We start from the raw sequence: 25,123 nt of genomic DNA on the forward strand, positions 1-25,123 counted from the left end.
GGGATCGCCCTTGATGAGCCGCGCAGGCCGGCGCTAGCATGTGCGCCCGTCCGAGAGCACTTGCCTGATCCGGGGTGGGGTTTCCAGAAAGTGAGGTCGATGATGCGTCAATCCCGTATCGCCGTCGCGGTGTATTTGGCGACCGCGCTCCTGTCCGCTGCCGGTTGTGGCTCCGAGGCCACGGCGCCTGTCGTTCAAGACGTCGACCTCGGTCAGCCGCCCGCGCCGGGGCCGGAGCAGGCAGGGGATGGCGAGGGCGTCGCGTTCGCGATCGACCGGCTCTTCCTCGGCGATACGGATCGCGACGGGAAGAAGGCGGCCGGCAGCTGGAAGCAGTACGGATTCAACCTCGACGGCAAGGTGTCCAGCACCCTATCACAGGACCTGTGCAAGCCGGTGGATGACACCGCTCCTTCGGAGGTCTATCCGGACGGCGCCGACGGGATCGACAACGCCTTTGGCAGCAAGCTCGTCGGCCTCATCTCCAACCTCCTGACCGACCCGTCGACCCGGGTCAGCGACGCCATCGGCAAGGGCGATTTCACGGTGATCTTCAAGGTCGACGGGCTCGGCGAGCGGTCGTCCTACAACCCCCTCACCGCGAAGCTCTACGGCGGCGCCACGCTGGGTGGGGCGCCCACCTGGGATGGCGCCGACCGGTGGCCTGTCGTACCGGAGCTCCTCGACGACGCTCAGGACGTCGAGAGCTCCAAGGTGGTGTTCCCGGCCAGCTACGTCGTCGACGACACCTGGGTTTCGGGTCCGGATTCACAGGTCACGTTCCAGCTGAACCTGACGGTCTCGGACACCATCATCGGTCTCACGATCCGCAACGTGAGGATCGCGATGGAGCTCGCGACCGATCACAGATCGGTGGTCAAAGGGACCATTGCGGGCGTGCTCGAGACGGGTGTCCTCGTCGAGGAGCTCCGCGGCGTCATCGGCGCCGTACAGCCGAATTTCTGCGAAGGCCCCGCGCTGGAGACGATCCTCGACCAGGTCCGCCGCGCCTCGGACATCATGAAGGATGGCAGCCAGGACCCGAGCAAGGAGTGCGACGCCATCTCCATCGGCATCGGGTTCACCGCGAAGGCGGTCCAGCTGGGCGAGATCGCGCCGCCTGCCGAGACGACCGGCGTGCCGTGCCAGCCGGCGCCCGCAGACGAAGGCTGATCGCCGCGCGACTCCCATCGACCGGCGGCCGCCGCGTCGCGCACGCCTCCTGGGCTCCGTGGGCACCTCCCGGGTGCCCGCGCCCGCCGGCATCCCCACAGCCTGCGACGTGCAACCTGCTCCGCTGGGTCCGACCACCCGCGAAGATCGTGCTCGCGCTTGAGCCGTCGCGCCCCCCGCGAGCGTCTCAAGGAGCGACCCCACCCGTCCAGGGTACGCGCTGAGGCAAGGGAGGTCTTGCCAGCGCGCTCTCTCGGTCCGCCCGCTGGTGGGCGGGCCGCGAGGCGCCCTCTTCCTGGTTTCGTTCGTCCTGACTTTTCGCTAGAAGTCGGCATCGCTTCGAGCGTCCATCACGGAAGTACCCGATGGCGGTGAAGATTCATGGCGAGCTGCCGTCCAAGGGCGTCAGCCCGGCGGGTCGCCGATGCGAGCTCTGGCTCGTGCCCCTCAGAGGAGAACAAGGTCCATGCGTAGATACGTCGCTTCCGTTCTGTGCGCCGTGATGATGATTGGCGCTGCCGCCGCGACGGCGGGTTGCACGGCCAGCGCCTCGTTCAACGCCGGCAAGGAGCCGGTGGCCGAGCCCCCGCCCCCGCCCCCGCCGGAGCCGAAGCCCGAGCCGAAGGAGGAGAAGAAGCCCCGCCCGCGCTTCAAGCTGACGTTCAAGCTCAAGGGCAACGAGGTCTCTCTCCCCGGCCCGGTGGTCTTCGAGACGAACAGCGACAAGCTCCTGCCCGAGAGCGACGAGGTCCTCAACCTCGTCGACGACTTCCTGAAGCAGCGGGAGGATGTCAGCCTGCTCCGCGTCGAGGGCCATACCGACTCGGACGGTGAGGACGCCGCGAACCAGACGCTGTCCGAGAAGCGCGCGATGGCAGTCGCTCGCTGGCTCGTCGCGAAGGGGAACGACTGCAAGCGCTTGATCGCCGTCGGGTTCGGCGAGACCAAGCCGGTCGCCGACAACAACACGCCCGAGGGCAAGGCCCAGAACCGCCGCACCGGGTTCTTCATCGCGGCCATCAAGGGCAAGGCGGTCGACAAGCAGCCCGTGGACGGCGGCGGCAAGGTCGCCGGCGACGCCTGCAAGTGACGCCGCTGCGCCCGGGCGCGCTTCGGGCCGCGCACCGCGATCACCGCGGGCCCGGGCGAGTCGGGGCGCTCCCCTTCTGCTGACGGCGGAGCCCAGTGGCCGGCGCGCGCCGGCGGCCGGCGTCGCCCTGCGATCCTTCTTTTCTTGCCTCCCCCACCAGCTTCACTATCGGTACGTCTCCACGACATGCGGAGACGTCACGACAGGACCCTGGGTCGCCTCCTTTCCATCGCCCTCCTCTCGGTCGGCCTCTTCGGCTGCACCTCCGGGGCGGGCGACGTCCGCCCGTGGACGCGGGACGACCACGATCCGCCGAACCCCGGCGAGGGGCAGGGCCAGGGCGGCAAGGTAGCCGCGCGGCCGGTCGCGTCCGATGAGACCGATCCAGGGCTGATCGAGCTCGCCTGGCAGCGAAACTGCTCCACCTGCCACGGCAGGGCCGGGCGAGGCGACGGCCCGCAAGGCCCGATGGTCCGCGCCCCGGACCTCACCGACGCGGCATGGCAGGATCGGGTGACCGACGCCCAGATGGCCGACACGATCAGGAAGGGCAAGAACAAGATGCCCGCGTTCGACCTGCCGCAGCCGGTGATCGAGGGCCTCGTGAAGCGCGTCCGCACCAACCGAGCGCGCTGAAGCCTGATGAGCTCGACCTCGCAGCACGATCTCGATGAGGCGCCGGAGGAGAGGCCGGCGGAGCCGGAGGCCCGGCCGCCGTGGCTCCGGCGTCTCGCGCCAGCGATCCTCCTGCTGGGTGCGCTGGTCGCGGGGAGCATCCTCGTCAAGCGCCTGCCCGAAGAGCGGGAAATCGAGCTGCGGCTCGACGATGCAGCGACGGTCGTGCAGCTCGACGTGACGTGGACGGATTCTTCTTCGGGCGACCGTGCGGACGACACGGCGACGGTCATCGACAGCTCATGGCGCTTCGCCGAGGGCACGGCCCCACGGGCTGTACTCACGAAGGTGTCGCTCCCGGATGGCCTCTACCAGGTGGAGATCGCGGTCGGTAGGAAGGGCAGGCACGACGTGACGAGCCGGGCCATCACGCTCGCGGACGAGTCCCGGATCACGCTGTTTGTGCACTGACGGCGCCCCGCGCGTTCCCGCTGGCCTCGCGGAGCGCGCTTCGGCCGGCGCTCCTGGAGCGAGCCCAACAGCATCCGGATGCGCCGGAGACCTGCTGCCGCTCATTGCGGCCGCCCGGCGCACGAGACCGTTGACTCCCGGAATCCGACAAGCAAGGCAGCGCCGTGAGTTGGACGCGTGTCTCTGAGGTACCACCTCGCGTCCGGCAAGCCGCACGCAGCCCTTGATGAAAGACCTTCGTCTTCAAATATAAACTGTTGTTATTGTTGACATTTTCTTGCTTCCAGTAGCAGCGTTTCGGGTGGGAATGGAATGTGAGAACGAATTCCCTTGATGCGTTCCCCCCGAAACCGCTACTTCTTGGCCCGCGGAAGCAGGGCGTGGCACCTTATCCTACAACCACTTACACGCTCTGACTGGGACGACCGTGGTGCATCGTGGTGCCCCCCCGGAGGGAGCGACCATGCGGCCTGTACAGTGCCGCTGGAGGCGGAGAAGGAGAACCGATGAGGATCACCCCGTGGTATCTGGCTGCGCTCGCCCCGTTCGCCGCCATTGGTTGCAGTGGCGCGTACCTCGGTCACGCCGCTGTCGTCGCATTGACGATCGGCATCTTCCTCGGGACCCTTTCGCTCGGCCGCACCCCGAGCTCGAGCCCCGCCCCGCCGAACGCCCCTGTCTCCTGACTTTCTCGCCCAGCTGCCGCCTGCTGCACCTCGACGCGAGGGTTTCCCGAGCGCGCGACAGCGCTGGCGCTTACGCTCGGGGAGCGTGAGGTCATGACGCAAGACGCCTCGGTCGGCCGGCTCAAGCGGCTCGAAGAGTTCACGCTCATGGACCTCGAGTCCGTGCACCTCATCCTGCGCGGCGACTCGGTCATCGACTGGAGGAGGCTCAACCTCCAGGGCGAGCAGGCGGCGCGCGACCTCTTGCTGGCGCAGGAGTTCCGCCCGGACGAGCCGGGGGATCGCGCCCACCTCGAGAGCGTCAAGAACGAGGCGATCGCGTACCTGCGCCGCCATTTCGAGTTCCCGATCCCGAGCCCGGTCGCCCGGGCCTCGGTCGAGGAGATCCTGCTGCTCGCCTCGGGCAAGGGCCATCGCCAGCTCTGCGCCTGCACGATCCTCAAGGCGATGCACATCATCCATCACCTGGCCGGACGCGAGCTCCTCTTCTCGATCCCCATGTCGGACCAGGACGTCTTCCACCTCGTCGAGGAGAAGGTGTACCGGGTGATCGGCGGCATGCTCGCGGCGGGCTTCCCGATCACCGAGTTCATCGGCGGGCGGAAGAACAAGGACTCGCTCTACACGAAGCTCCTGTCGAAGACCGACACGACCGCGGCGGCCATCTACGACAAGCTCCGCTTCCGCATCGTCTGCCGCACCGTGGACGATCTGCTGCCGGTGCTCCTGTACCTGTCCGAACGGCTGTTTCCGTTCAATTACGTCGTGCCAGGCGAGAGCACCAACACGATCCTGCGGTTCCGGAGCTACTGCGAGACGCGGCCCTACCTTCAGCCGATGCTCGACGCGTTGCAGACCGACGTCGACGACGGGCTCACGGCAGGCGACAACAGCTTCAGCGATCGGAGCTACCGCGTGATCCACTTCGTCGTCGATCTGCCGGTGCGACTCCCCGCCGAGATCCTCGACATGGCGCCGCCCGCGGCCTGGGCGCTCGGGCCGATCATCTTCGTCCTGTGCGAGTTCCAGCTGATCGACCGCGAGACCGAGGCGGCGAACGAGGTCGGCGAGGCGAGCCACGCCAGGTACAAGGAACGGCAGAAGCACGCCGTCATGCGCAGGCTCAAGCTCGGGGTTCGCTCCACCCGGGATCCGGCGAGCGGCGGGCCCAAGCGAGATCGCTAGGCGCCGCGGTCGGCGCGGGGCACCGTCCTGACGCCGTGACGACGAGGCCGCTGGCGCGCAGGACCCTGGACCGTGCAGCCAGACTGGACCGCGCGGCGAGGCCAGACCCCGCAGCACACCCGACCGCGCAGCGCGCACGGACAGAACGGCCGCGGCTGCGGCGGATGCGTGAGCAACACCGCGACCCATCGAGCGGGCAGACGGGAGAGTTCCGCGAGACATCCGGGGTGGGTCCCCGGAGAGCGGCACGCATGAGCAGGGCGGCGAACGCCGCTGCGACGCCGGGAGCAGTCGGGCTATCGAAGCAGAGGCCGCCGAGCGAACAGTCTGGACGGTGACCGACGGCGCTCGATCGAGGAGGCTTGCCAGCTCCTCAAGGACACCACCGGACGAGCGGGCTCAGATGCGGCCCTTCAGCGCGTCGCGATCGAGGACGACGATCCGGCGGCGATCGATCTCGATCACCCCCTTGCGCCGGAGATCGCCCAGGGTGAGCGTGACCGTCTCGCGCGTGGAGCCGATCATGCTCGCCATCTCCTGATGGGTGAACGGCGCGGAGATGAGCACCCCGCGCGGATCGGGGATGCCCCAGCGCGTCGCGGCTTTGAGCAGGAACTCACAGAGGCGGGCCTCCACATTGCGGAAGAGCATGGACGCCAGGCGCTCCTCGGTGTCCGTGTGCCGCTCGACCAGCGTGGTCACGATGGCAGCGGCGAAGTTGGCGTCGCTCGCCATCAGGTTGCGCACCGTCGCGAGGGGGACGAGGAGCGCCTCGACGTCCTCCGTGGCGATCGCGCTCTCCCGGTGGGCCGTAACACCCCCGAGCGCAGCCTCGCCTAGCACGTCGCCGGCCCCTCTGTAGCCGAGCGACAGGCTGCGCCCGTCGCTCATCCCACGCACCAGCCGGACTCGGCCGAGGCTGAGCATGGCAAGCGCGGTCGCTGCGTCGCCCTGCGTCACCAGGTGACGCCCTTTCGCGACGCGTTGGATCGTCCCTCCGTCCGCCAGCGCCGACTGCGTGGCCGGGGAGGCCGCGTTGCCGATCGCGCCGCGCCGGACAACCCGCCGTTTGCGGGAGTCCAGGTCGAGTCCACCGTCGTTCCCGAGCGCGCCAGGCTGGACCCTGACGCTCCGTGCCATCGCATCCTTACCCATCATCATCGCGGCTGCTCCTGCGGTTTGCGGTGTCGCGGTCCTACTGTTCCGGGGGGGCCCACCGGCTGGGGGGGGCCCGACTTGTGCCGGAACCTCCCACTTGCGTTGACATCCTGGATACCCGGCCCGTACCTTTCGGTTCGAGCCGGGCACGCCCCGTGAATGAACCCCTGCACGGGGGAGCCAGTTCGACCGCTCCTCCAGCTACGGACGTTGGATGCGCCTCTTTAGCGGCAAAATTACTCCCCTCACAGAAGAACTCGTCCGCGCGCTCGTGGACAACCGCGATATCGAGTGCGAATCGAAGAAAGAGGTCGCGCTCGACGTCGAGTCCGTCTTCACGAGCTACCTGCACGCAGAGCGGGAAGCGACCGAGCGGGCGAAAGAGATCCTCCAGGCACGCGGACTGCCTCAAGGCGAGTTCAACCGGGTCAAGCGCCTGGCCGCGGAGCAGAAAGGGATCAAGACCGGCGAGGAAACCATGGATTATCTCCTCGACCAGCTGCTCGAGATGCTGATGCACTCGAACAACGTCGAGGAGGTGTTCGTCGAGGACCACGACCTGCGCCGCCGGATAAGGCCCATCCTTCGGAAGTACCTCGAGATGGACGAGGCGCTCGACACCGAGGTGCGCGGCAAGCTCCGCCACGTGCAGGAGGGCTCCCGCACCTGGGAAATCGAATACCAGCGCGTCATGGGCGAGATCCAGCGGCGCAAGGGGCTGCTGTAATCGCCGCCAGGCAGGCGGGCTCTCAGCCGAGCAAGCGAGCCGTCTGCGGCGTTTGGTGGTCCAGCGAGACGCCGTCCGCCCATGGCCTCGACGCCCGGTCCGCAGGGATATCGATTGTGGGATAAGCGCGCACCATCTGCGACCATGCCCGCGGCGGATCGTTCCTTCTGCCAGATCGGGCGTCGTCGTGGTACCGGAGGACATCATGAGCTGGATTCCGAAGGTCGAGGCGAAGCGCCACTTCTGTCATAAATGCAAGAACGAGCTCATCTTCGAGGTGAAGCTCCAGCGCGCGGACACCTGTCCCCACTGCGGTGTCGACCTCCACTGCTGCAGGAACTGCGAGAACTGGGACCCGGCCGCGCACAACCAGTGCAAGGAGCACATCGCCGAGTACATCCCGGATCGGGAGAGAGCGAATTATTGTACTTTCTTCACGTTCAAGAACGGCGTACCGGAAGACAACTCGAAGCGCATCGCGGATTCTCGCTCCAAGCTCGACAACCTTTTCAAGAAGAAGTAGGCGCCCGCTGGGGGAGCACGCACATGTCCACGCCTCGCTACTTGATCACCGGCGGTGCCGGGTTCATCGGAAGCAACCTCGTCGCGGCGCTGACCGCCGCCGGCGAGCGGGTCCGCGTCCTCGATAACCTCGCGACTGGGCGATGGGAGAACCTCGACGGGCTCCCCCACCAGTCGCTGATCGAGCGCATCACGGGGGACATCCGGGACGCGGCGGCGGTCGCGACGGCGGCCAAGGGGGTCGAGGTCATTCTCCACCAGGCCGCGCTCGGCTCGGTCCCGCGCAGCGTCGAGTCGCCCATCGAGTCGAACTCCGTCAACGTCGGCGGCACGGTCACGGTGCTCGACGTGGCGCGCCGCCAGGGCGTGCGCCGGGTGCTCTTCGCCGCGTCGTCCAGCGCGTACGGCGAGACGCCCGTCCTCCCGAAGCACGAAGGCATGGAGCCGATGCCGCTGTCGCCGTACGCGGTCACGAAGCTCGCCTGCGAGCACTACATGAAGGTCTTCGCGGGCATCTACGGCATCGAGACCCTGAGCCTGCGTTACTTCAACGTCTTCGGGCCGAACCAGACGCCGGACGGCGCCTACGCCGCGGCGATCCCGCGGTTCGTCGACGCCGCCCTGCAGAACCGGCCGATCCCGATCTTCGGCGACGGCGAGCAGACGCGCGACTTCTGCTTCATCGAGAACACCGTCCTCGCGAACCTCCTCGGCGCGACCTCGTCGAAGAAGTTCAAGGGTGAGGTCATCAACATCGCCGGCGGACGCAGGATCGGGCTGAATGAGCTCTGCAAGGAGATCTCGCGGGCCCTCGGGCGGGACGTCGCGGTCGAGCACCTCCCCGCCCGCGCCGGGGACATACGCCACTCGCTCGCCGACATCTCGCGCGCTGCCGAGCTCATCGGGTACGAGCCCCGCGTACGCTGGGAGGACGGCATCGTCCCCACGGTCACGTACCTGCGGACGCTCCGTGAGAAGGGCCCCGCGGCCGCGTCGGCCACGGTGACCTGTGGCAAGGTTCCGCTGCCCAAGGCCCAAGGGGCCTCGGACAGCGGACCAAAGGCGAGCTAGGTAGAGCGGGGCGGCTCGTGCGGAGCATGACCGGCTTCGGGCTCGGTGACGCTTCGCTCACCGATGGGCGCGTCGTCGCCGAGATCCGCTCGGTGAACCAGCGCTTCCTCGACGTGCGCGCGCGGCTCCCGCGCGAGCTCGTCGATCTGACGATGTTCGCCGAGCAGGTGGCGCGCGAGCGCCTGCGGCGGGGACGCATCGAGATCATCGTGCGCACCGAGGGCGCGGTGCTGGCCCCGAGCACGCTCGACAAATCGAAGGCGCGCGCGGCGTTCCGCGCCTTGGCGGAGCTCCGCGACGAGCTCGCGCCGGGCGCCGACGTGCCGCTCTCGCTGCTCTGCGCCGTGCCGGACCTCTTCGCGCCCGCCGGCGGCCACGAGATCGCGGCCGTCCGCGCGGCGCTCAAGCTGGGCATCGAGCGCGCGATCGACGCGATGGAGGGCATGTGCCTGCGCGAAGGCGAGGCGCTCGCCAGCGACATGCGCGGGCGGGTGGCCACGTTGCGCGCGCTGTCGTCCGAGGTCGTGGCGCGCGCGGACGAGGCGCGCGAGGCGCTCAGGCGCCGCCTGCGCGAGCGGGTCGAGCGCCTGCTCCAGGGGGTCGAGGCCGGCTTCGAGGCGACGCGGATCGAGGCGGAGGTGATGCTGCTCGCCGAGCGCAGCGACATCACCGAGGAGGTCACCCGCCTCCGGAGCCACCTCGACCAGTTCGGCGGCGCGCTCGCGGCCCCGAGCGGCGACCCTTGCGGAAGGAGGCTCGACTTTCTGCTTCAGGAGATGGTACGCGAGGCGAACACGCTGGGCTCCAAGGCGCAGGACGCCGCCATCTCCCATCACGTCGTGGCGATGAAGGTGGAGCTCGAACGCCTGCGGGAGCAGGTCCAGAACATCGAGTGACAGGAGAGCATGTCGACCGAAGCACTCAGTGACGACTTCCTCCTCCTCATCGTGTCGTCCCCGTCCGGCGCGGGGAAGACGACGCTCTGCGGGAGGCTGCGCAGCGAGTTCCCCGACCTGCGCTTCTCGGTCTCCCACACGACCCGGCGCCCGCGCCCGAACGAGGTCGACGGCCGGGAGTATCACTTCGTCGACCCGAACACGTTCGAGCAGATGATCCGCATCGGCGCGTTCGCCGAGTGGGCCAGGGTGCACGATCACCTCTACGGCACGAGCCTGAAGGAGATCGAGATCGCCCGCGCCACCGCGCGCGGCGTGCTCTTCGACATCGACCACCAGGGCGCGCGGCAGATCAAGGCGAGCCTGCCCGAGGCGGTCGCCGTGTTCATCCTTCCCCCGTCGCTCGCCGAGCTCGAGCGGCGCCTGCGCGGGCGCGGCACCGAGGACGAGCCCACGACGCTCCGCCGCCTCCGCAACGCGAAGGGCGAGATCGAGCATTACGGCTTCTTCGACTACGTGATCGTGAACGACGAGATCAACCGCGCCTACGAGCAGCTGCGGTCGCTCGTCTTCTCCGAGCGGTGCCGCCGCCAGCGGCGCGCGGCCCTCTGCGAGCGGCTGCTCTCGGAGCGGAGGTTCGAGCGATGAGCGCCAGCGCGACGCGCGACGTGCTCGCGATCATCGGCGGCAGCGGCGTCTACGAGATGGGGTGGCTGGAGGACGTCGAGGAGGTCTCGGTCTCCACCCCCTTCGGGCTGCCGAGCGACGTGGTGCTGCGCGGGCAGGTCAAGGGCGGCGACGCGACGGTGCTCTTCCTGCCGCGCCACGGCCGCGGGCATCGCTTCTCGCCGTCGACGATCAACTACCGCGCGAACATCTGCGCGCTGAAGATGCTCGGCGCCACGCACGTGCTCAGCGTGAGCGCCGTCGGCTCCCTGCGCGAGGACATCGCGCCTGGCGACCTCGTCGTCGTCGACCAGTTCATCGATTTCACGAAGCGCCGGATCTCGACGTTCTTCGATGAAGGGCTCGTCGCCCACGTACCGTTCGCCGATCCGGTGTGCCCGATCCTGGCGAGCGCGGTCCACGACGCGGCGCTCGCCACCGGCGCGCGCGTCCACCGCGGCGGCACCTATGTCTGCATCGAGGGCCCTCAGTTCTCGACGCGGGCCGAAAGCCGCATGTTCCGTACGTTCGGCGCGCATGTCATCGGGATGACCAACCTGCCCGAGGCGAAGCTCGCCCGCGAGGCGGAGCTCCCCTACGCCACGCTCGCGCTCACCACCGACTTCGACTGCTGGCACGTCAGCGAGGAGGCGGTGAGCGTCGAGGCGGTCATCGCCGTACTCAACCGCAATATCGGGTATGCGCGGGACGTGGCGAAATCCCTCGCCCGCAATCTCCCCGACGTGTCTCAGAGCCCGGCTCGTCATGCGCTGGAGAAGTGCATCATGACCACGGCCGGCGCGTCGTCGCCCGACGCAGAGGCGCGGCTCGAGTGGCTCATCGGCCCTCGGCGGAAGGCCGACTGAGCTGACCTCAGGGCCCCTCGGAGCTGCGCCTGCTCCTCCGCGCAGCGGGTGGGAGGGGGCGCGGGTGCGACGGGCGCGAGGGGCAAGGCGGGCTCTGCTGGGGTCGGGTGCGGCCGCGGCGCAGCGGCGCCGTCGCAGAAACGAAACGCGCGGCTAGCGGCTACGCACAAACCTGGCTAAGAGGCGTCCTGTGACGACCTCATCCGCGATCCTCATCATCGGCTCGATGGCGTTCGACGACCTCGAGCTCCCCGCCGGCAACGAAAGAGACGTCGTCGGTGGCTCGGCCACCTACTCGGCGTTCGCTGCCTCGTGCTTCGCTCCGGTGCGCACCGTGGCCGTGGTGGGCGATGATTTCCCCGAAGAGACCCTCGCGGCGATGCGATCCCGAGGGATCTCGATCGAGGGCGTCGAGCGCGCTCCCGGGAAGACGTTCCGCTGGGCCGGGCGCTACGATGTGGATCTCATCCATCGCACGACGCTCGACACGCAGCTCAACGTGTTCGCGTCGTTCGCGCCGAAGCTGCCGGAGACCTACCGCGACACGCCCTTCCTCCTGCTCGGCAACATCCATCCCGCGCTCCAGCTCGACGTCCTCGAGCAGGTCCGCGCGCCGCGCTTCGTCCTCGCCGACACGATGAATTTCTGGATCGAGGGGGAGCCGAAGGCGGTCGCGGCGATGCTGCGCCGCATCGACACGCTCGTGGTCAACGACGAGGAGGCGCGCCAGCTCTCGGGCAAGTACAACATCCGCCGCGCCGCGAAGGAGATCCTGTCCCGTGGTCCGCGCCGGCTGATCATCAAGCGCGGAGAGCACGGCGCGCTGCTCTTCGACGAGGAGGGCGTGTTCGCCGCGCCCGGCTTCCCGCTCGAGGACGTCATCGACCCCACGGGCGCGGGCGACGCCTTCGCCGGCGGGCTCATCGGTTACCTGGCGTGCCAGCCGGAGATCACGCCGCTCGCGCTCCGGCGCGGCATGCTCCATGCGACGGCGACGGCGTCCTTCTGCGTCGAAGCGGTTGGCACGCGGCGGATCGCGACGGTGACTCGCGCCGACATCGCGGCGCGACTGACCGAGATCCGGGCGCTGTACGAGTTCGGCGCAAGCACCATGTGAAGCCCGCCTGGGGGCGGCGCTGGCCCGAGCGCCTGCCGTGTGCGGTCGCTGTTCACCTTCCGGCGCATAGCCGTGCTAGACGACCGTCAAAGTGAACATGAACCTCACCACCCGTACATTCGCAGGCATCGCCTTGCTGGCCCCCCTCGTCTTCGGTTGCGCGGCCCGTACGGCGCCGTTCGATGAGATGGACAAGGCGCAGATCACGGTCCTCCGCCTCCAGGGGCAGGAGCTGGCCCCGACGCCCGCGGCGACGACCGGGGCCCCCACCCTCATCCCGGGCATCCCGCCCGAGCTCCAGCAGATGGGGCAGGCCGCACTGCAGGGGCTGCAGCAGGCGCTGCCCGGGCTCATCCCGCCCAACCTCATCCCGGGGCAGACCGCCAGCACGCCGGTCCTGCCCGCGCAGCCGCGCTTCAAGAACTTCGTCATCCTCCAGCAGCGTCAGCTCACGACCAGCGACGCCGACGCGGAGCTCACGGACCAGATCCTCGACGTCTTCGGCGACGAGGACAGCTTCACCGCGGACCGCGGCAACTGCTTCTATCCCGGCCTGGGCATCTCGATGGTGCGGCCGAACAACCCCACGCCTGTCGACCTGCTCATCTCCTTCTCGTGCAACCAGGCCATGGGAGACGGCTTCCGCTGGCCTTACGCGACCAACGGCTTCTCGGCCGAGACCCACAAGAAGCTGAGCGAGATCTACCAGCAGCTCTGGGGACAGGCGGTCCCGCCCGGCGCGTGATCCCCTGCCGCGGCGAGGATCTGCGCTGCTCTGATTTGTAATCAGCACCACATATCGTGACCGCAGGGTCCGGATGGCTAGACTTGATCGAGCTTCCGAGGTCCACGCGTATCGGTCAGGAGCGCGCCGCACGACATCATGATCCCCCAACCCCAGCTGTTGCCGGGAAAGGAGCTCGGGCACTACGAGCTCCTCCTGCCCATCGCGCAGGGGGGAATGGCCACGGTGTGGGCCGCGCGCCACAAGGGCCGTCGTGGCTTCCAGAAGACGGTCGCCATCAAGACGATGCTGCCGTCGCTCTCGGATGATCCCCAGTTCGAGAAGATGTTCCTGGAGGAGGCGAGGCTCGCCTCGGGGATCCATCACCCGAACGTCGCCGAGATCCTCGACCTCGGCGAGCAGGACGACGTCCTCTACATCGTGATGGAGTGGGTCGACGGCGAGGCGCTGTCGGTCATCGCGAAGGCGGCGAACAAGAGCGGCGTGGCCATCCCGCTGCGCATCGCGCTCCGCGTCCTCGGCCGCGCTTGCCTCGGCCTGCACGCCGCGCACGAGCTCCGGGACCCGCAGAACGACGACCAGCTGCTCGGGCTCGTGCACCGCGACGTGTCACCCCAGAACATCCTCGTGACGTACGACGGCCACGTGAAGCTCGTGGACTTCGGGGTCGCCAAGGCCACCAACCGCACGCACAACGACACGACCGCGGGACAGATCAAGGGCAAGGTGCCGTACATGTCCCCGGAGCAGGCGCGAGGCGAGCGGGTCGATCGGCGCACCGACGTCTTCGCGATGGGGATCGTGCTCTACAAGTTGACGACGGGAGAGCACCCCTTCGCCGCAGAGAACGACCTCCTCACGCTCAAGTACATCACCTCGCGACCGGCGCTCTCGCCTCGCCTGAAGAACCCGGATTTCCCGCCCGAGCTGGACCAGGTCGTGATGAAGTGCCTGCAGAAGGAGCCGGAGCGGCGATACCAGACGATGCTCGAGCTGGAGAGGGCCCTGGAGGCCGTGCTGGCCAAGGAGCCGACGGTGACGGACCACGACGTCGGGGCGTTCGTGCGCGGGCTCCTGGGAGAGCGCAACCAGCGCCGGCGCGCAGCGCTGCGCGACACGGTCCGCATGCTCGACGAGCGCGCCTCCCACCCGCCCGAGGTGATGCTCGTTCGCGACAGCATCAGCGAGCTCTTCTTCACGCAGCTGCCTCCTGTTCACCCGAGCGGCCAGCTCCCCGCGCCCCGCCGGAGCACCCCCGCGCCCTCGCGATCGACGCTGCCATCGCTGCCATCCGAGTCGCTGATCCCGAGCTCGCCTGGCCAGGACACTCAGCTGGGCCCGATCGAGGTCCCGGCGGCGCGCCGCCGCTCGGGGACGCGGCTGGCGGCCGCTGCGCTCGCGCTCATCACGTTGCTGGGCGCCGGGGTGATGTGGCTCCGACGGCCCGCGCCGCAGCAGAGCGCGTCCGAGCAGCTCACGGTGCACGCCCACGGCGCTGGCCCGGCGGCGACCGCAGCCACGACGGGCGCAACGCCAGGGCCGGACGGCGCGCCCACGCTCCTGGCCGACCACGGCGGCGTGGGTGCTCGGTCCACCCCCGAGGCGAGCGAGCCGGAGGGGCGCGGGGCGAGCGCTCCGGACCCGACGGCCAAAGGCTCGACGGCCGCCGCGACGCCGAGCGCGACAGCGGCTGGATCGAGCGCCACCAGCGCGCGCAGAACAACCCCGGGCAAGCGTCCCTCGACGAAGTGGATACCGACCGTGACCAACCCCGGGTTCTGAGCGGCCGCAGGGCGCGGCAGCTCCGCGACGCGCTCCTCCTGGCAGCAAGCCTGGGCGTCGTAGGCGGCGCCCTGCTGTTGCGGCGGAGCCGAGCGTCCAGCGCCTCGCCAGCCCCGGCGCAGGCGATCGCGCCCGCGGAACCGTCGCCCCTGCCCAGCGGCGGTGAGCCCGAGCGCGCGGCGCTTGATCAGCACGAAACGCAGCACGAAGCGCAAGCGGGGTGCGGCTTTGCCGACCAAGGGTTCGGCGTCTCCGAGCGATGGCGCCCGCTTCCGCTGGGAAAGCTCCTCGTCCCGCCGGCGCACGCGATTCGCTCGGATGGCGGCTACGATCTTCTGATCCACTTCCACGGCGCCGAGCCTGTCCGGAAGGTGCTGGCTCCCAGGGACATGGATCTGGTCATCGCCGGGGTCGACGTGGGGACCCGCTCGAGCGAATACGCGCGCGCGCTCGATGGCGGCAGCTGGGACGCGCTGCTCCAGGCGATCGACCGCGAGGTCGAGAGCGCATCCGGGAGCGCGGGCGCGCACATGCGCCGCCTGGTGCTGTCGTCCTGGAGCGCCGGGTCCGGCGCGATCGGGAGGATCATCGAGCGCGGGAGCAGCCACGTGGATGCGCTGATCCTGCTCGACTCCCTCTATGGCTCCTACATGCCGGGGCAGACGTCGCTCGCGCAGGGGCAGCTCGCCCCCTACGTGGCGCTGGCCAACGCCGCCGCGCGCGGCGCGCCGGTCTTCTACCTGACGCACACCGACGTCCCGACCAGCGGCTACGCGTCCACGAAAGAGGCGGCCACGTTCCTTCTTCGCGAGCTCGGAGCCACCCCCATCGCGGTGACCTCGAGCGTGGGCGAGGCCCCCTCCGCCGCGCCCGGCGCGCCGGGCGACCGCGCTGCGGAGGCAGGAGACGCGCTGCGGCTCACCCGGATGTACGACGGCGGCAGCCTCTACGTGCGCGGCTACGCGGGAGCGGGCCCCGGGGAGCACTGCGCGCAGCTGCGGCTGCTCCCCGCGATCCTGGCGGAGCACGTGCTCCCGGCCCTTCGCCGTTGAGGCGCCGCCGCCGCGAGGAAGCGCGCGGCGCCTTTTCGGTGAGGGAACGCGCCGACGCGCGCCCGGCGAACCGCCGCGGCTCAGTACGACTTCGCGAACACCACGCGCCGCGGGCTGGGCTTGCCGGTGAAGATGCACTGCCCTTCACCCTTCAGCGCGTCGGCCCAAGGCGCCCCTTCGAACCCCCCGGTCGGGATGCAGCGGATGGTCACCTTGTGCGCATCCTTCACCGCCGTCTCGATCTCCGGATCGCCGGACCAGTGCGCCAGCGCGAAGCCGCCTTGCGCCTCCTTGCCCCCGGTCGACGCGAAGAACGCGTCGAAATCTGCGCGGCTGTTGATGACGTGCGTGTTGCTGTCGCGCACGGCGAGCGCGCGCGCGTAGAGGGTCGCCTGAATGTCGCCAAGGATCTCCGTGATGCGGCCCACGAGCTCCGCGCGCGCCATGCTCGCCTTGTCCTTCGGCGAGCGGTCCCTGCGCATCACCATGGCCACGCTGGCGTCGACGTCGCGCGGCCCGATCTCGATGCGCAGGGGGACGCCCTTCTTCACCCACTCCCACTGCTTGTCGCCGCCGCGGATGTCCCGCCGATCGATCTCGACCTCCACGCGGCGCTCGCCGAAGCGCTGCGCCCGGAGCTCCTTCGCGAGCCCGTCGATGTACTCGTCGATCTTGGCGCGCGTGTCGTCGCCCCGGTAAACGGGCAGGATCACGACGTGCGCGGGCGCGAGGCGCGGCGGGAGCACCAGGCCGTCGTCGTCGCTGTGGGTCATGATCAGCCCGCCGACGAGGCGCGTCGATACGCCCCAGGACGTCGTCCAGGCGTGCTCTTCGGTCTCCTCCTTGGTCTGGAACTTGATGCCGCTCGCCCTCGCGAAGTTCTGCCCGAGGAAGTGGCTCGTCCCGGCCTGCAGGGCCTTCCGGTCCTGCATCATCGCCTCGATCGCATAGGTGTCGACCGCCCCGGGGAAGCGCTCGCTCGCCGTCTTCGGCCCCTCGAGGACGGGCATGGCCATGAAGTCGCGCGCAAACGTCGCGTAGACCCCGAGCATGCGCAGCGTCTCCTCGCGCGCCTCGGCCTCGCTCGCGTGCGCCGTGTGCCCCTCCTGCCACAGGAACTCCGCCGTCCTCAGGAACAGGCGCGTCCGGAGCTCCCAGCGCACGACGTTCGCCCACTGGTTGATCAACAAGGGGAGATCGCGGTAGCTCTGCACCCAGCTCGCGAACGCCGCGCCGATGATCGTCTCGGACGTGGGGCGTACGATGAGCGGCTCCTCCAGCCGGGCCTGGGGGTCGGGAATGAGCCCGCCGCCAGGGCCGGGGACGAGCCGGTGGTGGGTGACCACGGCGCACTCCTTCGCGAACCCCTCGACGTGCTCCGCTTCCTTTTCGAGGAACGACTTCGGGATGAACAGCGGGAAGTAGGCGTTCTTGTGCCCGGTCGCCTTGAACATGCTGTCGAGCTCGCGCTGGATGTTCTCCCAGATCGCGTAGCCCCACGGCTTGATGACCATGCAGCCGCGGACCGGGGAGCTCTCCGCGAGGTCGGCCGCGCGCACGACCTGCTGGTACCACTCCGGGTAGTCCTCGTTGCGGGTGGGCGTAATGGCGGTCTTCGGCGCTTCGTTCTTGGCCACGGTCTCTGCTCTCCTCGATGGGCGGCTTGGCCGGCGGCCTTCGACCGGGCCGCCTTCGTCCCGCTGCGGACGGTCGGCTGGCGCCGGCCCCGCTCCGGGGTGAGCGCGCGACGTATCAGGAGCGCGGCAGGGTGTCGAGCGAAGCGGTCCCAGCGCCGGAGCCGCGCCGCCCTCCCGCTGGCTGGAGCGATGCCGCTCGCCTCGCCGGCCGCCGCGCGCCACGCTGCCTTCGCGGCGGCGCGCCGTCGTGGTACGCGCAGGAGAACGACGTGAACTACGTCATCCTCACGCACGGCGGGGTGACCGCGCCGCAGAGCGGCTCGGAGAGCTGCGCCAGGGCCGCCGACGAGGCGCGCCGCGCGCTCGACGGGGGCGGAGAGGCGCTAGCCGCGGCGATCGCGGCGACCGTGCGCCTCGAGGACGACCCGCGCTTCAACGCCGGGACGGGCTCGAACCTCCGCCTCGACGGGCGGACGGTCGAGATGGATGCGGCCGTGATGGCCAGCGACGGACGGTTCGGCGCAGTGGCGTGCATCGAGCGGGTGAAGAACCCCGTCCTGGTCGCCGCGAAGGTGACGGAGACGCCGCACCTGCTCCTCGCCGGCGCCGGCGCGACGGCGTTCGCTCGCCGGCTGGGGTTCGCCGACCATGAGCCGATCACCGAGGAGGCGCGCTGGAAGCACGCCCGCGCCCTCGCCGCGCTGCGCGGCGAGGGAGGAGACGACGAAACCACGAACGACGCGGCGCGCTTCCGCGCGCTCACGGCGACGCGGTTCTGGAACTTCGACGCCGAGCCGATCGAGTGCGACACCGTCGGGGCCGTCGTGCGTGACACGCACGGCCGGTTCGCCGCCGCGGCGTCGACGGGCGGATCGACCTACTCGCTCCGCGGCCGCGTCGGGGACGTGCCGCTCCTGGGCGCAGGGATCTACGCCGGCCCGCACGGCGCCGTGGCGGCGACCGGCGTCGGCGAGGAGATCGCGCGCCGCTTCCTCGCGCGGACCGTCTATGACTGGCTCGCCGATGGCGTCGCGCCCGCGCGCGCCGCGCAGCGCGGCGTCGCGATGTTCCCCGACGTGCTCGCCGTCGGCGTGCTCGTGGTGGGGCGGAGCGGCCAGGCGATCGCATCGAACCGCACCATGGCAAGCGCGCAGCTCGTGGGCTGAGGAGCCGCAGACGACGATGCAAAGTGGAGACCCTGATGCGATCGTGGTGGGCGCGGGACCGAACGGCCTCACCGCGGCGGCGTACCTCGCCCGCGCGGGCTTCTCGGTCCTCGTGCTGGAAGCCGAGCGAGAGCCTGGCGGCGCGGTCCGCACGCGCGAGGTGACCCTCCCGGGGTTCCGCCACGATCTCGGCGCGGCGTTCTTCCCCTTCGGGCAGACGAGCCCGGCGCTGGTGCCGCTCGATTTGCCGGGGGCCGGCCTCGTGTGGCGGCACGCGCCGATCGACAGCGCTCACCCGGCGCCCGATGGGACGTGCGCCTCCATCGCGCGGGACGTCGAGGCGACGGCGCGGTCGCTCGGCGAAGATGGCCCCGCGTGGCGCCGGATCGCCGGCTGGCACGCGGCCACCCGCGAGCGGCTGCTGAACGCGCTCCTCTCCACGCCGCCCGCCCTCGGACCGCTGCTCCGGCTCGGGCCCCTCAACCTGCTCCGCCTCGCTCAGGTGGCCCTCTCGAGCGGACGTGGCTTCGCGACGCGCACCTTCCGGACAGAGGCGGCACGGCGCGTTGTCCCCGGGCTCGCGCTCCACACCGACGTGGGCCCGGACGATCCCTGCGGAGCGATCGTCGGCTTCATGCTCACCGTGCTCGCCTCGAGCGGCGGCTTCGCGGTGCCCGAGGGCGGCGCCGGCGCGATCACGAGCGCGTTGCTCAGGCGCGTCGAGGAGCGCGGGGGCGCCCTCCGCTGCGGCGCCCGCGTCGATCAGATCATCGCCAGGGAGGGACGGGCGGTCGCGGTCCGGCTCGAGGACGGCCAGGAGCTCCGCGCTCGTCGCGCGATCGTCGCCGACCTCGCCGCGCCGACGCTCTACCTCCGCCTGCTCGCGTCAGAGCTGGTTCCCGAGCGGGTGCAGCGCGCCATGCGCCGGTTCCGCCAGGGGTTCGGCACCTTCAAGATGGACTGGGCGCTCGACGGCCCGACGCCGTGGTCCCACGAGGACCCCGCGCGCGCGGCGGTCGTGCACGCGGGCGACAGCCTCGACGACCTCTCGGCCTTCACGCGGCAGGTGCGCGCCGGGGCGCTCCCCGAGCACCCCTATCTCGTGATCGGGCAGCAGTCGCTGGTCGATCCGACGCGCGCGCCGGCCGGCCGCCACACCCTGTGGGCCTACTCCCGCGTCCCCTCCTCCATCGAGGGCGGCTGGGCGGGCTCGCGCGAGCGCTTCGCCGATCGCATCGAGGCGCGTATCGAGGAGCTCGCCCCTGGCTTCCGGCAGAGGATCATCGCCCGGACGATCTGGGCGCCGGACGATCTCGAGGCGATGGATGCAAACCTCATCGGCGGCGATCTCGGCGGAGGCTCGGCCGACATCCGGCACCAGCTCATCTTCCGGCCGGTGTTCCCCTATTTCCGCTACCGCACGCCGCTCCGCGGCCTGTATCTGGGCTCGTCCTATGCGCACCCCGGCGCCGGGGTCCACGGCGCGTGCGGGCGCAATGCAGCCCTGGCGGTGCTGGAGGACGAAAGCTAACGCGCTTCGCTACTTCGACCGCGACGACGGGCCGTCCCGGTAGTCGGAGCGCTTCAGGCCGTGGCTCGCGATCTTCTCCTGGAGCGTGCGCAGCGGCATCCTGAGCCGCCGAGCGGCCATCGCCAGGTTGCCGTTGGTGCCGCGGAGGGCATCGAGGATGATCTCCGTCTCCAGACGGTCCATCTGCGCCTTGAGCCCGATCGTCGGCGCGGAGCTGGGCGGCCCTGCGAGCTCGACGGGAGTCCGATCAGGCGGCGGCGTGGTGCGTTTGGGCGCCGAGAGGGAGTGGATGCTCTCCGGCAGGTCGAGCGGGGTGATGACATGCCCCCGCGCGATGACGACGGCGCGCTCGATGGCGCTGCGCAGCTCGCGCACGTTGCCCGGCCAGGGGTACTGCTCCAGGAGCGCGAGCGTCTCCGGATCGAGCGAGCGCACGTTCCTGCGGTGCAACTCGCTCGCCTGCCGGAGGAAGCGCTGCGCCAGCGGTCCGATGTCCTCCCGCCGCTCGCAGAGCGGCGGGATGCGCAGCGGCGCCGCGTTGAGCCGGTAGAGCAGATCCGAACGGAACGTGCCCGCCTCGCACATCGCCTCGAGATCGCGGTACGTAGTCGCGACGATCCGCACGTCCACCTCGACCTCCTTGGTCGAACCGACGCGGACCATGCGACCGGTGTCGAGGACGTGCAGCAGCGCGGCCTGGCAGGAGGGCGGGAGGTCGCCGACCTCGTCGAGCACCACGGTGCCGCCCGCGCACGCCTCGAAGACGCCCTCTTGCGCGTGGACCGCGCCGGGGAAGGCGTCGGCCTCGTGACCGAAGAGCGTGCTCTCGAGGAGCTGGGCGGGCACGCCGCTGCATCCTACGCGGATCATCTGCATCTTGTGGCGAGGGCCAGCCTCGTGGATCAGCCGCGCGAGCACGTCCTTGCCGGTCCCCGTCTCGCCCTGGAGCAGCACGGGCGCGGAGGAGCGCGCGAGGCGCATCGCGGTCTCGAGCACCGGCCGCATCGCGGGGCTGCGCATCACGAGTCCCTCGTCGCCGACCGTGCGCAGCCCACCCACCGGCGTGGGTCCGCCCACCAGGTTCTCGATGCTCGGCATCTTTCTCCGCTCCGAGGCGCCACGACGCCCGTCGAGCGCGTCGAGGTTCAGCACCGGCAGCTCGGCGCTCGCGATCACGCGCAGCGACGCCGTGATTTCCCCGAGCATCACCTCGTCGCCGGGCTTCAAGACGCCGTGCTCGACGCGCTGCCCGCTCAGGAAGGTGCCGTTCGTGGAGCCGAGATCCTGGATGAGCACGTCGCCGCGCTGGAACGTGAAGCGCGCGTGGCGTCGCGACAGGCTGCGCTCGGGGATCGCGACATCGGCGCTCGGATCGCGGCCGATGACGACGCCGACCCCCTCGATCAGCCGCACCGTCTCCGCGCCTTGCCGGTGGTAGATGATGAGCAGCACGTGCGGCTGCGTCCCGCGCTCGCGGCTCAGCTGCGTCAACGCATCACGGACCTGCGACATGGCGATCGGGTCCGTCACGCCCAGCTGCGACTCAACCTGGACCTCCTGTGCCCCGAGGTCGTCGTGCGGCATGGATGGCCGTACACCCTTGGGCTCCACAGGCAAGTCGACGCCAGCGTGGCCTTCCTCAGACGCGCCCGGCTCGCGGACGTCCGGCGAAGATAGGCTCGTCGGAGCGGCCGGACGCGAGTGATTCATGCGTTCTCTCTCATGCGTGCCCGAGGAGCCTCCGGCTCCAAATGTTGGCCCGCGAGCCCTGCTCGCGCTCGTCCCGTTATCCTATGACCATAAGCCAGAGGTTGCTCGGCGCGCAAGGCGCGAGCAGCACTTCGTCGGGGCTGCGTCGGTAGCTTTGTTTTCTTCGCTTCCTCCCCTTCCCCTTCTCCTCTCCCTCGCTGCCTTTGCTGCCTCTACATCCCAGTTCTCTTTCTTTCGTTTCTGCAGTGTAGCCCTCGGACGCATCCTCTGCAGGCTGCTTCGGCGCTCCGCTCAGATCTCGCGCACAACGCGCTCGCCAGAGGCGAGCGATCGCGCGGATGGCTCCTCGGCGCTGCAGTGTGCGCTGAAGCGAGAGCACGGGAGGTCCTCGAGCGATGGGAGCTCCGCATAGCCGCGGGGACCGGCGATCTCGTTGAAGCAGCGCCCGAGCCAGCCCGGAATGACGAGCGCGTAGGTGCGCGCAAGCCGTCGAGGATCGTCCAGTGTGCGCAGCATCGCAAGGTAGGTCACTTCTCCATAGGTCGCCTTGAAGGCAGCCGCCTGCTCGGGGCGTGCCAACCAGCTCATGACGCCGGCGCGATCCGCTTCTGGGTGGAACTGGACCGCCTCGACGCCGGGCGCGACCTGCAACCCGAGGATCGCCCGCCCCTTCGAGATGCCGTCACGGCTCTCGCGGGCGAGGAGCTGGCCGCCGAGGGAGCTCAGCTGGCGCTCGTCGAGGTTCACCGCCTCCCAGTTGCGGTGCTCGAACGCGAAGAGACGGTCCCCAAACGGCGCCAGCAGCGGGTGTTGCTGGCCGACGGGGGTCGTGTAGATCGGCATGACGCCGAACTTGCGATCGGCGCGGGGCACGACGTCGGCCAGCTTGTAGTGATGGACGACGAGCTCGAACGAGTAGCAGATCGCGAAGAGAGCACGCCGGCGCGCGCCCCCCTGGATCGCCGACTCGACCACGCCGTCCACGAAGCGCGCAAAATCCCGCGTCCAGGGCTCGCCCTCCCCATCAAAGGGAGAGCCGGGCCCCCCTGACGCGAGGTACAGATCGCAGTCCGTGGGGATGGGTGCGTCGGTGTCTCTGGGAGACACCTCGACGACCTCGCAGGATAGGCCCGGATTGCGCGCCTGAACGCGTTCGAAGAACCCCGCGGCGAGCCCGCGTAGACAGCGCATCGCCTGGTTCACGTGGCCATTGTTCATGTCCACGATGCACAACCGCAGCGGCCGGCCGTTCGCGACGGTAGCTTGCCGGCCGGGAGTAGGTGGAAGTGGATTGGAGCTCATCGGAAGGTGGCAGTTTGCGGACGTAAACCCCCGCGTTTTCTACCCATACCACCCCGCTGACCTCGCGAAAAGAATGGTTTTCTCCGGTACGCCGGTTACGCCCGCTACCACCGTTACGCCCGTCACGCCGGTTGCTCCCGCCACTTCAACTTCATCGGCTGATCCGTTTGCGTTCACGTCGCCCACCTCCGTCACATCCGTCATGTCTGTCACATCCGTTGCGCTTGTTATGTCCATCACGCCAGTTATGTCCATTACAGCGCTTACATCAGCTTCAGTTACGTCCGCTACGTCCGCCACATCAATTTCGCAGCGGACGATTCGTCACCTTCTGGAGGAGACCAAAACTCCTTCCTCGTACGCGCGTTCGTGGGAATCCTGTGCGTGATGAACAAACGGAATGGTTCGACCCATGATCCTCTGACCCGCCGCCATGTGCTGACGGGGCTCGGCGCTGCGCTCGGCGCCTCGGCCTTCGGATGCAGCACCCCAGAGGGCGCGATGTTGCTCGGCAACGCGCCGCCCATCGCAGGCAGCGCGGGCAGCGCGGACGAGACCGACGGAGCCGGCGGTGCGGGTGGCTCAGAAGGAGCGGTCGGCTCAGAAGGAACGGTCGGCTCAGGACGGCCGGAAGGTGGCGAGGCCGGCGGCGCTCCGGATCGCTGCGCGGAGACGGGAGGTCTGAGCCCGGCGGAGCTGCTGGCGCCCATCAACACCATCGTCGTTCTCTGTATGGAGAACCGCTCCTTCGACCACTATCTCGGCTCGCTGCTGCTGAAAGAGGGCCGGCAGATCGACGGTCTGACAGGCACAGAGTCGAACCGAGCGCTCGATGGGACGCGGATCTCGCCCTTCCAGCTCGACAACTTCACGCCCGCCGACCCGCCGCACAGCTGGGACGCTGCCCACACGCAGTGGAATCAAGGGATGAACGACGGGTTCGTCATCGCGCACGCAGGGCCGTACCAGCGCGACGTCATGGGCTATCACGTGCGGGAGCATCTGCCGGTCCTCTACGCGCTCGCAGACGCGTCGACGATCTGCGAGCGCTGGTTCTCCTCGGTGCTCGGCCCGACCTGGCCGAACCGGTTTTACCTGCACGGCGCCACGTCGAGGGGCGTCTCGAGGAACGTGCCGGTCACCGGCTTCACGAGCGTGTTCGAGCTGCTGAGCGACGCAGGGATCTCGAGCAGGAACTACTTCCACGACGTCCCGTGGTGCTCGGGTGCGTACTTCAAATTCAAGGGCGTCTCCGGGATCGAGCGCTTCTTCGAGGACGCGGCCGCGGGGCTCCTCCCCTCGTTCTCCGTCATCGATCCCCAGTTCTTCGGCGCCACCGCGAACGACGATCACCCGGACCACGACGTGCAGCTCGGGCAGGTGCTCATCGCCAGCATCTACAACGCGCTGGCGAAGAGCCCCCAGTGGGGCCAGTGCCTCCTCGTGATCACCTACGACGAGCACGGGGGCTTCTTCGACCACGTCGCGCCGCCGACGACCACGGACGCCGACCCCCTGTTCACCCAGCTCGGGTTCCGGGTGCCGTCGATCGTGGCAGGCCCGTTCGTCCGGAGGGGCTGCGCGGTGAGCACCGTGCTCGACCACGCGTCGGTGATCCGCACGCTGGAAGCGCGCTTCGATCTCCCCGCGCTGAACGCGCGCTCCGCCGGCGCGAACGACCTCTCATGCTGCATCGATCCGGCGCTCCTCCGCGATCCTCAGGAGCCGATCGTGCTGCCCGAGATGGACATCTCCCTGTCGCGGCTGCGCTCGCGCACCGAGTCCGGGATCTCTCAACCGGAGCTGTGGGAGGCCGCGGAGCGCGGGCTCATCCCGCGGCACCTCGATCGCCGGGGCGAGGGTCCGGCCATCACCCGGCGGGTGCTGGCGCACGCGGAGCGGCTCGGCACGGCGAGGCTCAGGGACTGAGGCGCCGGCCAGCCGGCGCCGAGGTC

23 protein-coding genes are annotated in these 25,123 nt (G+C 69.6%); 19 read left to right on the forward strand and 4 right to left on the reverse strand.

The genetic code is table 11. From position 1 onward, the window contains the following. Nucleotides 1-99 precede the first annotated feature (99 nt). The 6 genes from WMF45_RS21210 (at nt 100) to WMF45_RS21235 (ending at nt 5,220) form a co-directional block, all read left to right on the forward strand. Nucleotides 100-1,173, forward strand: a complete 1,074-nt coding sequence (locus WMF45_RS21210) for a hypothetical protein (protein ID WP_437718693.1) — start codon at nt 100-102, stop codon at nt 1,171-1,173. A 466-nt stretch (nt 1,174-1,639) separates the two neighbouring features. Further along, nucleotides 1,640-2,263, forward strand: coding sequence for an OmpA family protein (locus WMF45_RS21215; RefSeq protein ID WP_437718694.1), 624 nt, complete (start codon nt 1,640-1,642; stop codon nt 2,261-2,263). A 186-nt stretch (nt 2,264-2,449) separates the two neighbouring features. After that, nucleotides 2,450-2,899, forward strand: a complete 450-nt coding sequence (locus WMF45_RS21220) for a c-type cytochrome (RefSeq protein WP_437718695.1) — start codon at nt 2,450-2,452, stop codon at nt 2,897-2,899. Nucleotides 2,900-2,905: 6 nt separating this feature from the next. Continuing rightward, a complete protein-coding gene (locus tag WMF45_RS21225) occupies nt 2,906-3,349 on the forward strand; it encodes a hypothetical protein (protein WP_437718696.1) in 444 nt (147 codons plus the stop codon). Nucleotides 3,350-3,855: 506 nt separating this feature from the next. Next, nucleotides 3,856-4,035 carry a hypothetical protein gene (locus WMF45_RS21230; RefSeq protein WP_012236385.1) on the forward strand — a complete coding sequence of 60 codons (180 nt, stop codon included), beginning with the start codon at nt 3,856-3,858 and terminating at the stop codon, nt 4,033-4,035. Nucleotides 4,036-4,128: 93 nt separating this feature from the next. After that, nucleotides 4,129-5,220, forward strand: a complete 1,092-nt coding sequence (locus tag WMF45_RS21235; RefSeq protein ID WP_437718697.1) for a TIGR04552 family protein — start codon at nt 4,129-4,131, stop codon at nt 5,218-5,220. Nucleotides 5,221-5,619: 399 nt separating this feature from the next. Here the strand turns inward: WMF45_RS21235 and WMF45_RS21240 are convergent, their stop codons facing one another. Further along, nucleotides 5,620-6,360, reverse strand: coding sequence for a Crp/Fnr family transcriptional regulator (locus WMF45_RS21240; protein ID WP_272099495.1), 741 nt, complete (start codon nt 6,358-6,360; stop codon nt 5,620-5,622). Between the two features lie 232 nt (nt 6,361-6,592). Between WMF45_RS21240 and WMF45_RS21245 the strand changes: the two genes are divergently transcribed. The 10 genes from WMF45_RS21245 to WMF45_RS21290 all read left to right on the forward strand — a co-directional run bounded on the left by WMF45_RS21245 (nt 6,593) and on the right by WMF45_RS21290 (nt 15,822). Continuing rightward, a complete protein-coding gene (locus tag WMF45_RS21245; RefSeq protein WP_012236388.1) occupies nt 6,593-7,105 on the forward strand; it encodes a DUF507 family protein in 513 nt (170 codons plus the stop codon). Between the two features lie 205 nt (nt 7,106-7,310). After that, the gene (locus tag WMF45_RS21250; protein ID WP_012236389.1) at nt 7,311-7,628 is read left to right on the forward strand and encodes a hypothetical protein; all 318 of its coding nucleotides are present in this window, start codon (nt 7,311-7,313) and stop codon (nt 7,626-7,628) included. 23 nt (nt 7,629-7,651) lie between these two features. After that, nucleotides 7,652-8,698 carry an SDR family oxidoreductase gene (locus WMF45_RS21255; RefSeq protein WP_437718698.1) on the forward strand — a complete coding sequence of 349 codons (1,047 nt, stop codon included), beginning with the start codon at nt 7,652-7,654 and terminating at the stop codon, nt 8,696-8,698. Between the two features lie 26 nt (nt 8,699-8,724). After that, nucleotides 8,725-9,594, forward strand: coding sequence for a YicC/YloC family endoribonuclease (locus tag WMF45_RS21260; RefSeq protein ID WP_437719560.1), 870 nt, complete (start codon nt 8,725-8,727; stop codon nt 9,592-9,594). 9 nt (nt 9,595-9,603) lie between these two features. Then, nucleotides 9,604-10,242, forward strand: a complete 639-nt coding sequence (gmk, locus tag WMF45_RS21265) for a guanylate kinase (RefSeq protein ID WP_437718699.1) — start codon at nt 9,604-9,606, stop codon at nt 10,240-10,242. Then, nucleotides 10,239-11,126, forward strand: coding sequence for an S-methyl-5'-thioadenosine phosphorylase (mtnP, locus tag WMF45_RS21270; RefSeq protein ID WP_437718700.1), 888 nt, complete (start codon nt 10,239-10,241; stop codon nt 11,124-11,126). The genes gmk and mtnP overlap by 4 nt, the downstream gene beginning before the upstream one ends. Before the next feature lie 190 nt (nt 11,127-11,316). Further along, entirely contained in the window at nt 11,317-12,243 is a 927-nt protein-coding gene (locus WMF45_RS21275) for a PfkB family carbohydrate kinase (protein ID WP_437718701.1), read from the forward strand. A 97-nt stretch (nt 12,244-12,340) separates the two neighbouring features. Beyond that, the gene (locus WMF45_RS21280; RefSeq protein ID WP_437718702.1) at nt 12,341-12,988 is read left to right on the forward strand and encodes a hypothetical protein; all 648 of its coding nucleotides are present in this window, start codon (nt 12,341-12,343) and stop codon (nt 12,986-12,988) included. 138 nt (nt 12,989-13,126) lie between these two features. Then, nucleotides 13,127-14,770, forward strand: a complete 1,644-nt coding sequence (locus WMF45_RS21285) for a serine/threonine protein kinase (protein ID WP_437718703.1) — start codon at nt 13,127-13,129, stop codon at nt 14,768-14,770. A gap of 389 nt (nt 14,771-15,159) precedes the next feature. Further along, entirely contained in the window at nt 15,160-15,822 is a 663-nt protein-coding gene (locus WMF45_RS21290; RefSeq protein WP_437718704.1) for a hypothetical protein, read from the forward strand. An 80-nt stretch (nt 15,823-15,902) separates the two neighbouring features. Here WMF45_RS21290 and proS read toward each other — a convergent pair whose 3' ends face one another. Then, nucleotides 15,903-17,459: a proline--tRNA ligase gene (gene proS, locus WMF45_RS21295; RefSeq protein WP_437718705.1), complete on the reverse strand. Its 1,557-nt coding sequence runs from the start codon at nt 17,457-17,459 to the stop codon at nt 15,903-15,905. A gap of 269 nt (nt 17,460-17,728) precedes the next feature. On the opposite strand from proS, the gene WMF45_RS21300 reads away from it, so the two are divergent. Both WMF45_RS21300 and WMF45_RS21305 read left to right on the forward strand, forming a co-directional pair. After that, nucleotides 17,729-18,625 carry an isoaspartyl peptidase/L-asparaginase gene (locus WMF45_RS21300; protein ID WP_437718706.1) on the forward strand — a complete coding sequence of 299 codons (897 nt, stop codon included), beginning with the start codon at nt 17,729-17,731 and terminating at the stop codon, nt 18,623-18,625. A gap of 16 nt (nt 18,626-18,641) precedes the next feature. Next, nucleotides 18,642-20,156, forward strand: coding sequence for a phytoene desaturase family protein (locus WMF45_RS21305; protein WP_437718707.1), 1,515 nt, complete (start codon nt 18,642-18,644; stop codon nt 20,154-20,156). A gap of 9 nt (nt 20,157-20,165) precedes the next feature. Here WMF45_RS21305 and WMF45_RS21310 read toward each other — a convergent pair whose 3' ends face one another. Next, nucleotides 20,166-21,740, reverse strand: a complete 1,575-nt coding sequence (locus tag WMF45_RS21310) for a sigma 54-interacting transcriptional regulator (protein WP_437718708.1) — start codon at nt 21,738-21,740, stop codon at nt 20,166-20,168. A gap of 417 nt (nt 21,741-22,157) precedes the next feature. Continuing rightward, nucleotides 22,158-23,084 carry a hypothetical protein gene (locus WMF45_RS21315; protein WP_437718709.1) on the reverse strand — a complete coding sequence of 309 codons (927 nt, stop codon included), beginning with the start codon at nt 23,082-23,084 and terminating at the stop codon, nt 22,158-22,160. A 471-nt stretch (nt 23,085-23,555) separates the two neighbouring features. Between WMF45_RS21315 and WMF45_RS21320 the strand changes: the two genes are divergently transcribed. Further along, nucleotides 23,556-25,097 carry an alkaline phosphatase family protein gene (locus WMF45_RS21320; RefSeq protein ID WP_437718710.1) on the forward strand — a complete coding sequence of 514 codons (1,542 nt, stop codon included), beginning with the start codon at nt 23,556-23,558 and terminating at the stop codon, nt 25,095-25,097. Nucleotides 25,098-25,123: the final 26 nt, after the last annotated feature.

This window comes from Sorangium sp. So ce448, assembly GCF_051520915.1.
In the GTDB taxonomy this organism is placed as follows: Bacteria; Myxococcota_A; Polyangia; order Polyangiales; family Polyangiaceae; genus Sorangium; species Sorangium cellulosum_B.

Coding starts and splice junctions, on each gene's coding strand:
- WMF45_RS21235 (WP_437718697.1), top strand. CDS start 4,129: ATGACGCAAGACGCCTCGGTCGGCCGGCTCAAGCGGCTCGAAGAGTTC.
- WMF45_RS21215 (WP_437718694.1), top strand. CDS start 1,640: ATGCGTAGATACGTCGCTTCCGTTCTGTGCGCCGTGATGATGATTGGC.
- WMF45_RS21285 (WP_437718703.1), top strand. CDS start 13,127: ATGATCCCCCAACCCCAGCTGTTGCCGGGAAAGGAGCTCGGGCACTAC.
- gmk (WP_437718699.1), top strand. CDS start 9,604: ATGTCGACCGAAGCACTCAGTGACGACTTCCTCCTCCTCATCGTGTCG.
- WMF45_RS21280 (WP_437718702.1), top strand. CDS start 12,341: ATGAACCTCACCACCCGTACATTCGCAGGCATCGCCTTGCTGGCCCCC.
- WMF45_RS21305 (WP_437718707.1), top strand. CDS start 18,642: ATGCAAAGTGGAGACCCTGATGCGATCGTGGTGGGCGCGGGACCGAAC.
- WMF45_RS21320 (WP_437718710.1), top strand. CDS start 23,556: ATGAACAAACGGAATGGTTCGACCCATGATCCTCTGACCCGCCGCCAT.
- WMF45_RS21310 (WP_437718708.1), bottom strand. CDS start 21,740: ATGCCGCACGACGACCTCGGGGCACAGGAGGTCCAGGTTGAGTCGCAG.
- WMF45_RS21245 (WP_012236388.1), top strand. CDS start 6,593: ATGCGCCTCTTTAGCGGCAAAATTACTCCCCTCACAGAAGAACTCGTC.
- WMF45_RS21225 (WP_437718696.1), top strand. CDS start 2,906: ATGAGCTCGACCTCGCAGCACGATCTCGATGAGGCGCCGGAGGAGAGG.
- WMF45_RS21230 (WP_012236385.1), top strand. CDS start 3,856: ATGAGGATCACCCCGTGGTATCTGGCTGCGCTCGCCCCGTTCGCCGCC.
- WMF45_RS21290 (WP_437718704.1), top strand. CDS start 15,160: ATGGATCTGGTCATCGCCGGGGTCGACGTGGGGACCCGCTCGAGCGAA.
- WMF45_RS21260 (WP_437719560.1), top strand. CDS start 8,725: ATGACCGGCTTCGGGCTCGGTGACGCTTCGCTCACCGATGGGCGCGTC.
- WMF45_RS21210 (WP_437718693.1), top strand. CDS start 100: ATGATGCGTCAATCCCGTATCGCCGTCGCGGTGTATTTGGCGACCGCG.
- WMF45_RS21255 (WP_437718698.1), top strand. CDS start 7,652: ATGTCCACGCCTCGCTACTTGATCACCGGCGGTGCCGGGTTCATCGGA.
- WMF45_RS21220 (WP_437718695.1), top strand. CDS start 2,450: ATGCGGAGACGTCACGACAGGACCCTGGGTCGCCTCCTTTCCATCGCC.
- WMF45_RS21250 (WP_012236389.1), top strand. CDS start 7,311: ATGAGCTGGATTCCGAAGGTCGAGGCGAAGCGCCACTTCTGTCATAAA.
- WMF45_RS21240 (WP_272099495.1), bottom strand. CDS start 6,360: ATGGCACGGAGCGTCAGGGTCCAGCCTGGCGCGCTCGGGAACGACGGT.
- WMF45_RS21315 (WP_437718709.1), bottom strand. CDS start 23,084: ATGAACAATGGCCACGTGAACCAGGCGATGCGCTGTCTACGCGGGCTC.
- mtnP (WP_437718700.1), top strand. CDS start 10,239: ATGAGCGCCAGCGCGACGCGCGACGTGCTCGCGATCATCGGCGGCAGC.